This is a genomic window from Rhodococcus sp. P-2, from assembly GCF_016598535.1.
Lineage (GTDB): Bacteria > Actinomycetota > Actinomycetes > Mycobacteriales > Mycobacteriaceae > Rhodococcus_F > Rhodococcus_F baikonurensis.
In genome coordinates this window covers 2859304-2873741 of record NZ_CP066779.1, presented here as the reverse complement: position 1 = coordinate 2873741, position 14438 = coordinate 2859304, and the positions used below count along the sequence as shown (strand labels likewise).

The 14438-nt window shown below is 63.6% G+C and carries 15 protein-coding genes; 9 read left to right on the top strand and 6 right to left on the bottom strand.

Features of this window, described 5'->3' with window-relative positions; genetic code table 11:
* Positions 1-588, bottom strand: coding sequence for a DinB family protein (locus I7X09_RS13710; protein ID WP_200317321.1), 588 nt, complete (start codon positions 586-588; stop codon positions 1-3).
* Between the two features lie 18 nt (positions 589-606).
* Between I7X09_RS13710 and I7X09_RS13705 the strand changes: the two genes are divergently transcribed.
* The 4 genes from I7X09_RS13705 to I7X09_RS13690 all read left to right on the top strand — a co-directional run bounded on the left by I7X09_RS13705 (position 607) and on the right by I7X09_RS13690 (position 4317).
* Positions 607-1854, top strand: a complete 1248-nt coding sequence (locus tag I7X09_RS13705) for a hypothetical protein (RefSeq protein WP_234036911.1) — start codon at positions 607-609, stop codon at positions 1852-1854.
* A 79-nt stretch (positions 1855-1933) separates the two neighbouring features.
* The gene (locus tag I7X09_RS13700; RefSeq protein ID WP_200317319.1) at positions 1934-3580 is read left to right on the top strand and encodes an MFS transporter; all 1647 of its coding nucleotides are present in this window, start codon (positions 1934-1936) and stop codon (positions 3578-3580) included.
* A 3-nt stretch (positions 3581-3583) separates the two neighbouring features.
* Positions 3584-4036, top strand: a complete 453-nt coding sequence (locus I7X09_RS13695) for a DUF6325 family protein (protein ID WP_124566907.1) — start codon at positions 3584-3586, stop codon at positions 4034-4036.
* Positions 4033-4317, top strand: coding sequence for an SHOCT domain-containing protein (locus I7X09_RS13690; RefSeq protein ID WP_095969406.1), 285 nt, complete (start codon positions 4033-4035; stop codon positions 4315-4317). Before I7X09_RS13695 ends, I7X09_RS13690 begins: the two co-directional genes overlap by 4 nt.
* Position 4318: 1 nt before the next feature.
* Here the strand turns inward: I7X09_RS13690 and I7X09_RS13685 are convergent, their stop codons facing one another.
* The 5 genes from I7X09_RS13685 to I7X09_RS13665 form a co-directional block, all read right to left on the bottom strand.
* Positions 4319-5002: a SagB family peptide dehydrogenase gene (locus I7X09_RS13685; protein WP_200317316.1), complete on the bottom strand. Its 684-nt coding sequence runs from the start codon at positions 5000-5002 to the stop codon at positions 4319-4321.
* The gene (locus I7X09_RS13680) at positions 4999-5979 is read right to left on the bottom strand and encodes an ABC transporter substrate-binding protein (RefSeq protein WP_200317308.1); all 981 of its coding nucleotides are present in this window, start codon (positions 5977-5979) and stop codon (positions 4999-5001) included. Before I7X09_RS13680 ends, I7X09_RS13685 begins: the two co-directional genes overlap by 4 nt.
* Positions 5976-6770: an ABC transporter ATP-binding protein gene (locus I7X09_RS13675; protein ID WP_095969403.1), complete on the bottom strand. Its 795-nt coding sequence runs from the start codon at positions 6768-6770 to the stop codon at positions 5976-5978. Before I7X09_RS13675 ends, I7X09_RS13680 begins: the two co-directional genes overlap by 4 nt.
* Positions 6767-7834 (bottom strand): FecCD family ABC transporter permease, encoded by a 1068-nt coding sequence (locus I7X09_RS13670; RefSeq protein ID WP_200317306.1) that lies wholly within the window; start codon positions 7832-7834, stop codon positions 6767-6769. The genes I7X09_RS13675 and I7X09_RS13670 overlap by 4 nt, the downstream gene beginning before the upstream one ends.
* An 84-nt stretch (positions 7835-7918) precedes the next feature.
* Positions 7919-9178 (bottom strand): MFS transporter, encoded by a 1260-nt coding sequence (locus I7X09_RS13665; protein WP_200317304.1) that lies wholly within the window; start codon positions 9176-9178, stop codon positions 7919-7921.
* A 92-nt stretch (positions 9179-9270) separates the two neighbouring features.
* Here I7X09_RS13665 and I7X09_RS13660 point away from each other — a divergent pair, with 92 nt between their 5' ends.
* The 5 genes from I7X09_RS13660 (at position 9271) to I7X09_RS13640 (ending at position 14412) form a co-directional block, all read left to right on the top strand.
* On the top strand, positions 9271-9459 hold the full coding sequence (locus tag I7X09_RS13660; RefSeq protein ID WP_003943543.1) for a streptamidine-related RiPP repeat protein: 189 nt from the start codon (positions 9271-9273) through the stop codon (positions 9457-9459).
* 94 nt (positions 9460-9553) lie between these two features.
* A complete protein-coding gene (locus I7X09_RS13655; protein ID WP_200317302.1) occupies positions 9554-10366 on the top strand; it encodes a hypothetical protein in 813 nt (270 codons plus the stop codon).
* Complete coding sequence (locus I7X09_RS13650; RefSeq protein WP_200317300.1) at positions 10363-11793, top strand: CocE/NonD family hydrolase; 1431 nt, start codon at positions 10363-10365, stop codon at positions 11791-11793. The genes I7X09_RS13655 and I7X09_RS13650 overlap by 4 nt, the downstream gene beginning before the upstream one ends.
* Complete coding sequence (locus tag I7X09_RS13645) at positions 11786-13123, top strand: YcaO-like family protein (protein WP_200317298.1); 1338 nt, start codon at positions 11786-11788, stop codon at positions 13121-13123. The genes I7X09_RS13650 and I7X09_RS13645 overlap by 8 nt, the downstream gene beginning before the upstream one ends.
* Complete coding sequence (locus I7X09_RS13640; protein WP_200317296.1) at positions 13120-14412, top strand: YcaO-like family protein; 1293 nt, start codon at positions 13120-13122, stop codon at positions 14410-14412. Before I7X09_RS13645 ends, I7X09_RS13640 begins: the two co-directional genes overlap by 4 nt.
* The last annotated feature ends 26 nt before the right edge of the window (positions 14413-14438 follow it).

Genomic DNA, 14438 nt, shown 5'->3' with positions numbered 1-14438 from the left:
TCAGGCGTGGTGGGCCTCGCGTGCCGCCGTCTCCAGACGGTCGTTGTACTCGGCCCACCACGCCTGATCACCGGGAGCCAGATTGTCGTCGCCCGCTTTCATCCCCGCTGCGCCGTCGATCAACTCCCGGACGATGTCCGCATGGCCGGCGTGCCGATGGATCTCGGTGACGACGTGAACGAGTATCCGATGCAACGTGACGTCGCGCCGATTCTCCGGCCAATGCTTCACGAAGCCGGGGGCGTCCAGATCGTGCTCCTCGATCGTGGCGTCGGCGAAAGCCCAGGTGCGGCGATAGGTTTCGACGATGTCGGCCCTGGACTCGTCGGCGCGGGCCCACATGTCGACGTTGAGTTCCTCCGAACGCAACCACGCAGGTAGATCGGGAACACGTCGGCCGAACGTCGGACCGAAATACCCGAGCTCGACGCCGATCATGTGTTTGACCAGACCCAACAAGTTGGTCCCTGTCCGGGTCATCGGACGCCGAATGTCATACTCCGACAGCCCGTCGAGCTTCCAGACGAGCACGTCGCGCGCTGCCTGCAGGTACCGCCGGAGATCTTCCTTTTCCGAGTTGGTGGTCATGAAACCAACCTAAACCGAGTGGAGCACACATTGACAGCGGTGGAGGATCTGACCGAGGTTGCCTCCCGGGCCGTCGCCGCCGAGCGTGACGCCAGATCGGTGCGCTGGCACAACCCGACGGCGGTCCGCAAAGCCGCCGCGTCCGTCCGCGATTCGCTCGACGACGAACGAACTGCGCTGAGCCGACCGTCGTACAGTGGGTTGTCGCCCTCGCCGCACATGGCGCACCAACTCGAACTGATCACCCGGTTGCAACCACCGCTTCCCGCCGACGCCTCCATCGGTACCGCCGCGCAGGCCGAGGCCGACGCCGTTGCCGCGGTCACCACTGCACGGATAGCCCTGCGCGCCGCCCACCTTGCGGTTCTCGAAGCACGCGTCGCCGCGCTCGATGCCGGTGACACCGATACCGTCGCCGCTGCGATTCGCGGTTACGTCCCGCTGACCTCGGGCAACCCCGTCGTCCGGCATGTACAGGGTCTCGGCTCGCGGATCCGTGAGGAAGCACGGCACGTCGTGAGTGGCAAGCCTCGGTCGATCGCTTTTCGGCTGGGGCTGAGTCTCGGAATGGGCTTGGCATACCTGGCTTTCATCCGCCTCTTCCAGTGGGACGCCAAGGAAGATCGACTGCCTTACCTTGCGCTGTACGCACTCTCGGGTGTGGTCGGTAGCGTCGTGTGCACCAATGCACTCAGCTTCGACGCCGGCCGCGTCCGTGCTGCGTTGTCCGGCGGCACCAGGCTCTGGCACGTACTGGTCGCGAAGAACGCGGTGATGCTGCTTCTCGTCGGCAGCGCCGGGTTCCTGCTCAGCGCCGTCCTCGCCTGGCGCTCCGGAAGCAGTGCTGATCTGGTGAAGGCGTGCGGTCAGGTGCTGACCATGATCCTGCTGTGGCTCGGCGTCGCCAACGTGATGTCCGTGGCGTTGCCCCTGCGGGCCGAACCGATGACGGCACGGCGCCACGACGGCACGTGGAAGCAGTTCCTGCTGTCTTTCTTCATCTCCTACGGTGTCGGACTGATCGTCAATCTGATGCTCTACTGGCGAGTCTGGGCCAAGACGACGCTGCTCGAGCAAATGGGCGGACCATGGATTCCGGTCCTGTTGCTCCTCGCGAGCGCGGCGGCTACCTGGCTGCTGCTGACCGTCCTGGCCGTACTCGTGGCCGAGCAACCACGCTTCCGACGCGCCTTGCAACGGGAGATGGTGGTCTACCGCGAAGAAACCAACCACCTGCAGGCGACCATTCAGCACAATTCCGGCTAATGTAACCGTGCGTGGCTGATCCGGGCACGTCGCGAGTACACCGCGAGTACACGCAGTGTCGAGGAAGGCGTGACCCATCATGTCCGTAAAGCCTGGCGCAGCCGCCACAACGGCCGCCGTGAGTACCGCCTCCTGGCTACCACTCGTCGTGGTGGTCCTCACCCAGATCCAGGCGTCGTTCGCCGTCAACGCCCTGACCGTCTCGATGGCCGGTATCACCACCGACCTCGACACGCCCGCAACAAGTGTCGGCACAGCGATCACCGCGGGCACCTTCGCCATGGCTGCCTTCATTCTGCTGGGAGCCAAGATCGGCGCCCGGTACGGAACGCGTTTGGTCTTCCAGATTGCGGTCGCGATTCACGGCCTCGCGATGGCCGCGGTTGCTCTGAGTCAGAGCCCGGCAATGCTGTTCGTGGCGCAAGCTGCGTCCGGCGCAGTGATCGCCCTCATCGCTCCCGCATTGACGGTCTTCATCGCCACGAACTTCAGTGGCGATCAGCAGGCAAAGGCCATCGGTTACCTGGCAGCAGCAATCCCAGCAGCCGGTGTGCTGGCACTGCTCATCGCCGGTTCCTTCGCGACGACGATCGGGTGGCGTTACTCGTTCGCTCTCGTCGTGGCGCTCGCCGTGGTCAACCTGATCCTGAGCTTCCGTGTCAAACCTGTTCCCCCACAGAAGGACATCACCATCGACTGGGCCGGCGCCGCCATTGCTGCCGTTGCCGTCATCCTGCTCAGCTTCGGATTCAGCGGCCTGAACTCGTGGGGCGTCATCCTTGCCACCGACGCTGCGCCGTTCTCGGTCATCGGTGTTTCACCCGCGGCCATCCTGATCGTCCTCGGCACCATCTGCGCGCAGAGCTTCTTCCAGTGGACGCGAAGCCGCAAGGCACAGAACAAGCCTCAGCTCTTCAACCTCGACGTTCTCAAGACCGGCGCCGAGCGCGCCACCACGATCTGCATGGCGACGATGATGTTCGTGGGAACGGCGGCCAACTTCCTCATTCCGCTGTACATGCAGATCATCCAGGGCCGCACCAGCTTGCAGACGTCGTTCTCGATCATCCCGTACACACTCTCGATCTTCATCGCGAGCACCGTCGTCGCGCGCCTGTACAAGACGTACTCCCCGCGCCTGATCGCACGAGCCGGGTTCGTCGTTGTTGCCGCTGGACTCATCCTGTTGGCCTTCACCATTCGTGGCGACTGGCATCAGATCTTCGTCGTCATCGGGCTGATCACTCTCGGCCTCGGGCAGGGCGCCATCGTTGCGCTGGTGTTCAACACCCTCCTCACCGCAGCCCCCAAGGAACTGGCCGGTGACGTCGGTGCCTGGCGAGGACTGGTACACAACATGTCCGGCAGCGTCGGCATCGCGGTGGCCAGCGTGTTCGCCGTCGGAATCCTCGGTACCCTCGTCAGCGCGCAGCTGATCGACAACCCCACCATCCCGGCATCGCTCAAGGTCGAGTCCGGGATCAATCTCGACCAGGTCAACTTCGTCCCGAACGATCAACTCGTCGTGACGCTCGAAAACACCTCGGCGACACAAGCACAGATCGACGAAGCCATCCGGATCAACACCGAAGCGCGCCTGCGCGCACTGCGAACCTCGCTGCTCGTACTCGCCGGACTCTCTCTGCTCGCCATCATTCCGGCCGGGCGCATGCCCAACGAAGTACCTGCTCTGGAAGAACCGCAACCCACGAAGGGCAAGAAGTAACCGATGTCCAACCAAGACCAGTTCGGCCCCATCGAATACGTAGCCGTCGAGTTTCCCAGCGGTGCACCGACCTCCGCGGGATTCGAGCAGCTGCTCACTCTCGTCGACTCCGGAGCGATCCGCATCCTCGACCTCGAGTTCGTCACCAAGGCCGCCGACGGATCGGTATCCGTCGTACCGGCCTCCACCTTCGAACTCGAAGATTTCGATCTGGCGCAGTTCGACGGCGCTGCCTCCGGACTGCTCGACGCCGGCGACATCGCTGCCGTTGGTGACGAGTTGGCCGCCGGAAGTGTTGCCGCCGTACTCGTCTACGAGGAACTGGCCATACTGCCTGTCATCGATGCCTGGACACGCAGCGGCGCAAAGGTCGTCACCGAAGGTCACCTGAGCTTGGACGAACTGGCTGATGCACTCGACAACACCGCACCAGAAAATACGGAGAAGGACACATGAGTTTCTTGAGGCGAGCCGGCCGGGTAGCCGTCGCGAGCTCCATTCACGGCAATGTTCAGCGCCGTCAGCGGACCCGTTGGGCCGCCGAAGATCAGGCTCGCGCAGCCCAGGCCCAGCCGGTGCCGCCGATTCCGGATCTACCGCCCCTGCCGCCGCAGGCAGCCCCGACAGCGTCGATGGACGCGAAGATCGAACAGCTCACCAAGCTGGGCGAACTCAAGAACGCCGGCGTATTGACGGACGCCGAGTTCGAGACCCAGAAGGCGCGCATTCTCGCCTGAACTAGCCGGGCCGCCCGAGGGCGAAAGCCATGACGGGAAGCTGCGTCGTCGCGAGATTCAACAGAGATGCCACTCGCGGATCGGTGAATCCTGCGATGGCACAGCCCACAAGTCCCATCCCCTCGGTCACCAGGTACAGATTCTGAACCAGCACACCGGCATCCACGTGCATCGTGCGGTAGTGCCGCATCGCATACTTCTCGAGCGGTGCTTCCGCGTCGGCGACCACGAACAGAAGAACCGGGAACACGTCGACGAACTCGGGTTGGAGAAGGCTCGCACGAAGGTGCTCTCGTACGTCGCCCAGCCGGACAGCTTCGGCGCGGTCCGGGGCATACCGGTACACCCCGACTCCGAGCGGATCACTGGGCTGGGTGACAACCATCAACACCGTCAGTTCGCGCATCCCACCGGCCGTCGGGCTGCTGACCAGACTGTGGTGCAGCACGTTTGACAGTTCGACTGCTCCCAACGCAACTGCTGCCGGGTTGTAGCGACTCCGTCGTGCCTGCAAGATGTCCGGAAAGCCCCGGGCCGGTAGTGGCGTCGGGGCCGGTAATTCAACGAACTCAGACGTCACCGGCGGCAGTGCGCCCTCGTCGAACGGTCGCTCCGACGGACTCACCGTCCGGTCCAGCGCAGCATGCAGCGATACGACGGCCTCGATCCGCTCGAGTGCGGTCACGAACCCGGGTGCAGCAGACGGGAAACCTCGGCAGCGCCGTCTATCGATACCAACTCGCCTGCGAACCACGCCTCCGGGACGGCAAAGATCGCATTCGACGCCGCGGCGGGAGTGCCGGCAAATGCCGTGCGGGCAGCCTCGAGTGTGGATGCCCGCGTCGACTCGGTGGAGTAGACGACGAGGATTGCCTGCGGCGACTTCGCGAGTACCGACTCCGTCGCTACCTGGCCGAAGTACTTTCCGTCAGGGAGGTCGCTCTCGAAGAGGTTCTTTCCCCCGGCCGCCTCGAGCACACTGCTGTAGAGACCCCTTGCCAGAGCGTAGGACTGCCCCTCCGAAACCTGAAGCATCACAGTGGGAACCGGCTCCTTCCCGGCCACGGACGCCTCGGTGGCGGCGAGCGACTTCTTGCCGTCTGCCAGGAGAGTTGCCGCTTCGTCGCTCGTTCCCGTCAAGGCGCCGAGAGCGTCGAGATCGGACCAGACGTCGTCGATCCGTCCTTCGGTGACTGCCTTGTGGCAATAGCCGCTGTTCACGAAAATCGGGATGCCGAGGTCGCGTAGTTCGTCCATGCTCTGCAATCGGTCACCGTCGAACCAGTATTCGCCGTCGGAGACGATCAGATCAGGACGGGCGTCGAGCAGTGCTTCTTTCGCGGGAACTCCGGTGCTCAGTACCGGCACGGCGGCGAACTGTTGCGCGAGATCGGGACTCGGTGGTGAGAGGTCGGTATTCGATTGTCCGACAATGCGGTCGGCGGCGCCGAGCTGAATCAGAAGCTCCGTCATCGACGGATACAGCGAGACTATCCTTTCAGCCGACGTCGGTAACGTGATGTCACGATCACAATTCGTGACAGTGATCTTCTCGGAGGACGCTGCCGCCGAATCCGCAGTGGAGTTCCCGCAGGCGGTCAGTACAGCTGTGGTAGCTACTGCCGAGCAGAACAGCGCGGCAGTACGTTTCGATGTTTTCAAGACACTGCTTCTTTCGTAGGTAGGAGCGGAGGGGCGAACGAGAGCAGGGGACGACCGGTCAACGGATGAGTGCCGAGATGCACCTGAACGCCGAATACTTCGGACAACAGATCCTCGGTCAGAACCTCGGCGGTAGGGCCCGACGAGACAACCGCACCCTCCGAAAGCAGACACACGTAGTCGCAATAGGCGGCGGCCAGAGCAAGCTCGTGGATCGCGACAACCGTCGTGGTACCGAGTTCGATGACCAGTTCCATCAATTCGAGCTGAGCGCGGATGTCGAGGTGGTTGGTGGGCTCGTCCAGGACCAGCACCGACGGCTGTTGAGCAATGGCCCTCGCCAACATCACACGCTGCTTCTCACCACCGGACAGTTCAGCGAAGAGCCGTGATTCGAAGCCGCGCATACCGGTTCGTGCCAGTGCGGCACTGACGATGTCCCGGTCGATTTCACCCAGTCGGGAGAACGCGCTGTGATGCGGCGTTCGGCCCGTCGCGACAACCTCGCGGACACTGAACGAGAAGTCGGATGAATGCTCCTGCCCGACGACACCGATGATGCGGGCAGCCGATCGGGGCGAGAGATCGTCCCAGACATTCACCTCGTCCACCTTCACGACTCCGCTTCGAGGCTTCATCGAGCGATACAACGCGCGCAGGAGGGAGGACTTTCCGCTGCCGTTCGGTCCGACGAGCCCGACCACACTTCCCTCCGGTGCTTCCAGATCCACACCCGAAATCACCAGGCGCCCGCCCCGAACGATCTGAATTCCGCTGGCCGACAATCTCACGACTGCGCACCGCCGTCCCGTCGAAGCAACCAGAGAAAGAACGGAGCGCCCAATCCCGCGGTGATGATCCCGAGTGGCAATTCGTTGGGCGCATCCAGCGTTCGAGCTGCAAGATCCACGATCACCAGGAAGGTGGCGCCGACGAGCGCGGTGGCGGGGAGCAGCTTGCCGTGATCGGATCCGACGAGGAGCCGTACGGCGTGCGGCACGAGTAGCCCCACGAAACCGATTCCGCCGGCGACGGATACGACCACAGCGGTCAGCAACGACGCGATCACCAGCAACAGCAATCTGGTACGACGCACATCGACGCCTACCGATTGCGCACTCTCGTCACCCATCGCCAGCGCATTGAGTTGGCGCGATTGCGTCAGCAACACCGCTGCGCACAGGGTGATCACCGCGGCCGGCACACCGAGATCCGACCAACTTGCCCCGCTCACCGAACCGAGTAACCAGAAGAGCACTCCCGAAAGCTGGCTCGGGTCGGCACGCAGCTGCACGAAACTTGTTGCAGCCGAGAGTAGATAGCCGATGGCAACACCGGCCAGGACCATGCGTAGCGGGACGAGCATTCCCTCGCGCCTGCCCAGAACGAGAACCGCGATCAGGGAGATCATCGCTCCCAGGAAGGCCGCCACCGGGACACCGATCGACAGCCCGGTTCCGAAGCCCGTCGTCATGATCAGCACCGCGCCGAAGGACGCTCCCGAACCGACACCCAGAATGTAGGGATCGGCAATCGGGTTGCGCACCAATGCTTGCAGCACGGCGCCGGCCAGAGACAACCCTGCGCCGGCCAATGCCGCGATCAGAATGCGCGGGACCCGTAGTCCCCATACGATCCGATCGAGCAGTGGATCAACCGGCGGGCCACCGACGTGAGCGTACAACACTGCGAACACGTCGGCGAAGGACAGCGACGCAGCACCGGACCACACTGCGACGGTGGAGACCGCGACGAGCACAACGGCCGTGGCCAATAGAAACGGGCCGTACCCACGCTGGCCGACGGGGTGTGCACGCGACGGCGCGTCAGGTACTGCTTCGCTGGTCAGCGTCATCGCGCTCCTGAGCTAGTGGCGTTCGCAGTCGTGAACAGGTGGATCTAACCATAACGACAGTCGTTTTCATTAATAGTGACATGCTCATCTGTGCGGGTGAGGGTCGGACCGCAGAGCGCTCGCCCATGCGAAGAGTGCCCCGACCAGCGCAAAGATGCACGCAACAAGGTAAGCGGTGCCGATGTCCCACCGTCCGGCAATTACCCCGGCAATCAAGGCACCCACCGGCGAACCACCCCAGGCGACCATCCGCGCCGTGGTGTTCACCCGGCCCTGAAGGCGATCCGGCGTCAGGCGTTGCCGTGCACCGATCCCATTGAGGATGGTGACAGTCGCGCAGCCGGAGTAGACGGCCAGAGCAGTGATCGCGGAGGCGGTGTTGCTGGTTGTCACAACTACGAACAGCACCGCCGGGGCGATGGTCAACGCACCGATCGTGATCGCCCCCACCGGCCACCGCGCCGGTAGGCGTGGGAGCAAGACTGCGCCCACCACACCACCGACGGAGACTGCTGTCCACACGGCCCCGATCATCGGACTCGACGTCGAAATCCCCAGCCTCTCGGTCGCGTACACCACCAGGAGCGCCGTGACAGCGCCCTGCGTCAGCGAATTGACGAAGCCGACGCCGGTCAAGGCTCGCAGGAGCGGAGACTGCCAGAGAAAGCTGAGGCCTTCGCGTATGTCACGCGCAATTCCAGGTTCCGACTTCTTCGGCGTCGCAGGGGTAATCGAAAACGAGGCTCCGATCGACGCCATGGCCAGTCCTGCCAATACATAGGCCAGCGCATCAGCACCCAATGCGTAGGCCGGGCCGATCGATGCCACGAGCACTCCGGCAATCGCCGGAAAGACAACATCGATCAGCGTGCCGGCCGTCCACAGCGCACTGTTGGCGGCCGGTATCCTCTGCCGACCGACCAGAGCAGGCAGCGCTCCGAAAGCTGCAGCGTCGAACCACACGAAACACGTTCCGATGCACATCGATACACCGACGGCATGCCACGCGGTCAAGACACCAAGCGCCTGGGCCACCGGAACACTCGCCAAGGCAAGAGCAGCTGCGGCCTGCGCACACAGGATGACCGTGCGCCGATCGACTCGGTCTGCCACCGCGCCGGCGAACAAACCGAACACGAGGTACGGCAGAACCGTCCCAGCGGCCGCGAGCGAGGTGAGAAACGGAGACGGACTGATGTCGAACACCAGGATCGGCATAGCCACTCCTGTCACCGCCGCACCGGCCACGGCAATCGTGCGGGCGGTGAAGAACAATCGAAACGATCTGTCCCGAAACACATGTGGTTGCGCTTCGACGGATCCCGTCGTCGGGGTCTCGCTCATGTATGCACTCTCTTGTACCTGTTGCTCTCCGTCGCGATCTTTCGTACGGTGGCATCGTAATGGAAATGGTTTCCATTACGGAAGGGATGACAATGAGCAACATTTCGTTCGACAGCGTCTCCAACTCGGCTCCGGCCAATGCACTCCAGGGCGTCGGCACCAATGCCCTCGTCGACAACCCGTTCACCTTCGAGCCGGTTGCCGAGGCAACGTCAGCACACGCCCTGCAGGGCGTGGGTACCAACGCCCTCGTCGACAACCCTTTCAGCTTCCAGAGCTGAAACCTTCCTTGATCCAGCCTGTTTCGACAGTCTGATCTGCTGACGACCCCGCCCGCATCCGACTCGTCGGGTGCGGGCCTCGACAAGGAGATCCGTGTACACCCTCGCCGACGGACACCAGCTGTACCCGACCCCGGACGGTTCTTGGCACTACCTGACACCGGACGAGAACGCAGTCACGATCGGTGCGCCTGCCGAAGATCTCGCGGAACTCGACAGCTTCCTCCGGCGGTCGAACTCGCCGCTCGGCGCGAGATCGATCGAGATCGCCGACGCCCTCGTCGCACGCGGCGTGCTGGTTGTTCCAGGTGAAGTACCGGAGATTCCAGTCCTCCGACATGTACTGATCGACGGAACCGGGCCCGTTGCCGATGCCTGCATCGCCCTGCTCTCCGAAGCTCTTCCGGATCTCGAAGTCATATTCACCACTGCGCCAATCGAAGACGACGTTGCGGCATCGGACCTCGTACTGTCGGTTGCCGACGCTCCCCCTCACGACGCGTGGTCGGAACTCGATACCTGGTGCCGCCGCAGCCGAACTCCGTGGCAACGCGTCCACTCCGAGCTGGGCGAGATATACGTAGGCCCCTTCTTCGACGGAATCGACAGCTCGAGCTACCGGGACGTCTGCGGACGACGGCTTGCCGCGTCGCGTGTACCGGATCATCTGCAGGCACTGTGGAAACACCTCGCCGGCAGCGACCGCCGTCCGCTTGAACTTTCGCCCACCGCAGCCGCAATGGTCAGTGCACTTGCATGTTCGGACGTCGTGGCTGGTTCCTACGGCGCACCGCAATCACACCTTCACCACCAGATCCGGATGAATCCACGAACCCTCATGACGACTCGCCATCCCGTGTTACCACTGCCAGGCGGCGTTCTCGAACCTTTGCCGACGCTCCGGTGATCTCCCTCGGTGTCGAGGTTCCGGCCGCTGACGGTTCTCTGCTCGCTACGGATGTGCTTCTCCCATCAGAGTCTTCACCTCGAGGGCTGATCGTGATCCGCACCCCGTACGGGCGTGGGTGGCATCTGGCCGAGGGAATCGAATGGCGATCGCGAGGAATTGCGTTCCTCTGTCAGGACGTGCGTGGGCGGCACGATTCAACCGGCTCTTGGGAACCGTACGTCCACGAGCGAGAGGACGGCGCCGCCCTGGCCGAGTGGCTGAAGGATCAGCCATGGACGCCGAAGTGCGTCATCGCCAGCGGGGCTTCGTACGCGGCAGGAACCGCCTGGGCATTTGCTGCCGAGACCAACAGCGCCGATCGGTCGTTTCGCGTTGACGGCGTCGTCTCCAAAGTGCCGACCATCGGAAGCGATCGCGTCAAACGTGATCCGTCGGGGATACTTCTCCTCGCCGAGCATCTGGCGTGGTGGGGCGAACACGGAGATTCCTCGTCCTCCCGTGAGGGATTCATCCCGGCTCTGATGCGCTCGGATTCAGCTTTGCTGGAACATCTCCCGGTGCAGTCGATGATCGAGAAGGTCGGCCTGACCTCCGATTCGCCGGGTTGGGCGACGCCGATCAACCGGGCTCGTGAACGCCAGCCGTACGGCAGCGACGATCTCGTCTCCGCGGACGACCTGTCCGAACTCGATGTCGCCGGACTACATATCGGAGGTTGGGACGACGCGATGATCCGGGAGACGCTGAGACACTACGCATCCGTGGAGCGCGGACCACAAAGTTTGATCGTGGGCCCCTGGGCGCATGACCTCCGCCCCGGAATGGTCGGCGAGACAAGTTTCGGCCACCTTCAGGTCGAGTGGATGGAATCGATATTCTCGGCGCGGCCCGCGACCATCAATCGGGTGTTCGACCGGGGTGCCGGCGAATGGTCGACCGAACCGTATGTCATGGGCGCGAATCGCGTTCGTCTCGAACCAGATCCGAGGACGGTACCTTTCAGCTTCACGCACCACGCGGACGAGGGCCGAAACGACTGTGTTGTCTGGACTTTCGACATGGAGGTCGAGTGTGTGCTGTCGGGAACGCCTTCGGCGGAGTTGACAGTGCATTCGCCCGAGGGCGAAGCCGACTGGATCGTCGAGCTGAGCATCGTCGACAGCGCCGGAGTCAGCAGGTCGATCGCTCGTGGGGCCGGCGTCAGCCTTTGCTCCGGCACGTTGACCATAGATCTCGATCCCGTGTTGCACACCCTGCGTCCCGGTGACGTTCTGTCACTGCAGATCGCCGGCTCGGACTTCCCCCGCCTCGCACGCAATCTGGGAGACGGCGATCGCTATCGGGGAACCCGCTGTACCGCCCTGCACCAATCATTTTCCGGGTCGTTGACCCTGCCGATACTCGGAGGAACTGGCGGTGAATGACTTGCTCGTCGACGCCCGGAGCGGCGTACTGACCTCACTCGACCCCCACATTCGCTCCGACATGCCGACGGGTTGGGTCGGGTGGGCCGCGAGGGTGGCCGATACCCGCAACTTCGGCGGCAGCAGACGGTTCCGCGCCGACCCTTACGGATTCGGGGCTTCGATACGCGACGACGCCGCGGCCCGCGGCGCGGCAACCGGTGAGGCCGTCGAGCGGTATTGCGGCAACGTGATCCCCGAAGATCTGGTCCGCAGCAGCGCGTCGGCGCTGGAGCGGTCCGGTGCACGGGTCGTCGATCCGGCGAGTTTCGCGCTGTACAGCGAGGACCAGTACCGCCTTCCCGGGTTCCCCTTTGTTTCCTTCACCTCTGCCCTGGAAATTCGCTGGGCACTCGGTCACACCATGGACGAGAAAGTGCCCACCTATGTGCCTGCAGCCCTGACGTATCTCGGGTACTACACAGGCGCCCGTCGCGGAGAACCACCGATCGCATCGTTGCAGTACGCCGGAATCGCTGCGGGGCGCTCACGCGCCGAGGCCGAGATGTCAGCTCTGCTGGAACTTCTCGAACGCGATGCCACCGCACTGTGGTGGTGCGGAGACCGGTCACTGCCGGCAGTCGAACTCGCCGACTGGGAGCGGTTGCCCGCGCACCGACAGCTCGGAGATCTGGAGAGCGACACTCGAAGCGTCAGAGTGCTGCTGCTTCCCTCCCCCTTCGGCATTCCCGTAGCCGCAGTGTGGATCAGGGACGACCGACGTGGACTGGTCGCCCTGGGCACGGCTTGTCGACCGACCGTGGAAGCGGCAGTCTCGAAGGCCCTTGTCGAGGCGTACGCCGTACTGGCCATCACGATCGACCTCGCCGACCCCGACGGGCCGACCTGGCGCAGCGTGGCGGACGGAACGCTGCCCGCGCACCTGTACAAACCCTTTCGGGCCGACCGTCGTTACCGAGACGAATTCGAGGCGCGGTGGAAGGACGTCGTCGATCTGCCGACCGTCGCCCAGCTGTATCTCGACCCCGTGATGGCCGAGGCAGCGGAAGAGCATCTTTTCGACTACACCGAAACACGCTCGGTATCAGAGATTCCCGACGAGGCGCCGTTGAATCTGAATTCTCTGATTGCTCTCCTGACGTCCCGAGGGCACCAGCCGATTTCCGTCGATCTCACCACTCGCGACATCTCGATCGCCGGGTTACACGTCGTCCGTGTCCACTCGCCCGGCCTGTACAACAATGCCCCGGCAGCTTTTCCCCTTCTTGGAGGTAGCAGATTGACCAGCGCATCGACCACCCATCTGCATCTGCCGGTCCCTCTCGCATGAGGTCGTTGCTCGTCGACCGCCGAACCGGGATCATTCGAGAGTTGGTCGACGCCGTTGTTCCCCAGCACTTTCCGCCGGAGTTCAAGCTGATTCACTCGTATGTCTCCGACTCGGCACGCTTCTCACCCTGGTCCAGCGACTCGGCGGGTGCCGGATACTGCTTCGATCTCGGTGACCGTGCGCGACCTACCGCTGCCGCAATAGGTGAAGCGGTGGAACGATATTGCGGGAACATCGTCGCCAAACCGATCGTCCGCGGATCAGCCGAGACGGTGATCGGCGCAAGCATCGACCTGTCACGACTCGCGCGTTTCGGCGCCACCCAGTACGCGCAGCCACGGTTCCCGTTCGTCGAACCAACCGACGATCTGGAGATGGACTGGACTCTCGGAGTCGACCTGATCACGGGTTCGGATATCTGGGTGCCGGCCGAACTCGTCTGGGGTTCCTATCCTCATTTCGTCGCCCGGACGGGCCCGGCGATCTCACCGGTGGCTCAGGCGGGTCTCGCCGCCGGTCCCACGACGGGATTCGCGATACGGAATGCACTGCGCGAGATAGTCGAGCGCGACGCGATGACGCTCTCCTGGACCGGAAGGCGCGGCGTTCGGATCGTCACCGGGATGCCAGAGCAGCTCCTTCGACTGGGCAATCACGAAACCCTGTCGACGAGATGGCTGGCATTCGAGAGTGATTTCGGGATCCCGGTACTCGGCGCCCTCGTCCGCGACCACCGCACCGGATACTCGACCATGGGAACCGCCTGCCACGAGGACGCACAGACCGCTGCGTTCAAGTCGCTCGGCGAAGCGCTTCAGCTGCAACTTCTTTCCGCCGACTACGACGACCCGGAGAGCGGCATCGGTCGAGCCGCAGCCTCCCCGAACAGCCCGCTTGCGCCGTGGCGAGCCGACCGACGCTACGCGGACGTCTACCGATCGGACTTTGCCGATGTCATGGACTACGGATGCCACTTGCAGCTCCACCTGGACCCGGAGATCCAAACACGATTCGAGAGTGAGCTGGCAGGTGCCGTCGTCGGCGAGGTGGAACTCGACTCTCTGACGTCACCCATCGACACCGAAAGCGCACTGACAGGCTCGGGTTTCAGGCCGGCATGGGTCGACCTCACCACTACTGATGTTCTCCGTACTGGCCTGCATGTCGTCCGCGTCGTCGTACCTGGTTGTCTCACCAATGCGGCCGCCGGATTGCCGTTTCTCGGATCGCCGCGACTAGTCGACAGTCTTGCCGGACATCCGTCTCGCACCATCCCGTTGCCGCACTGACAGTTCGTTCAGGCCGTGATGGCGTG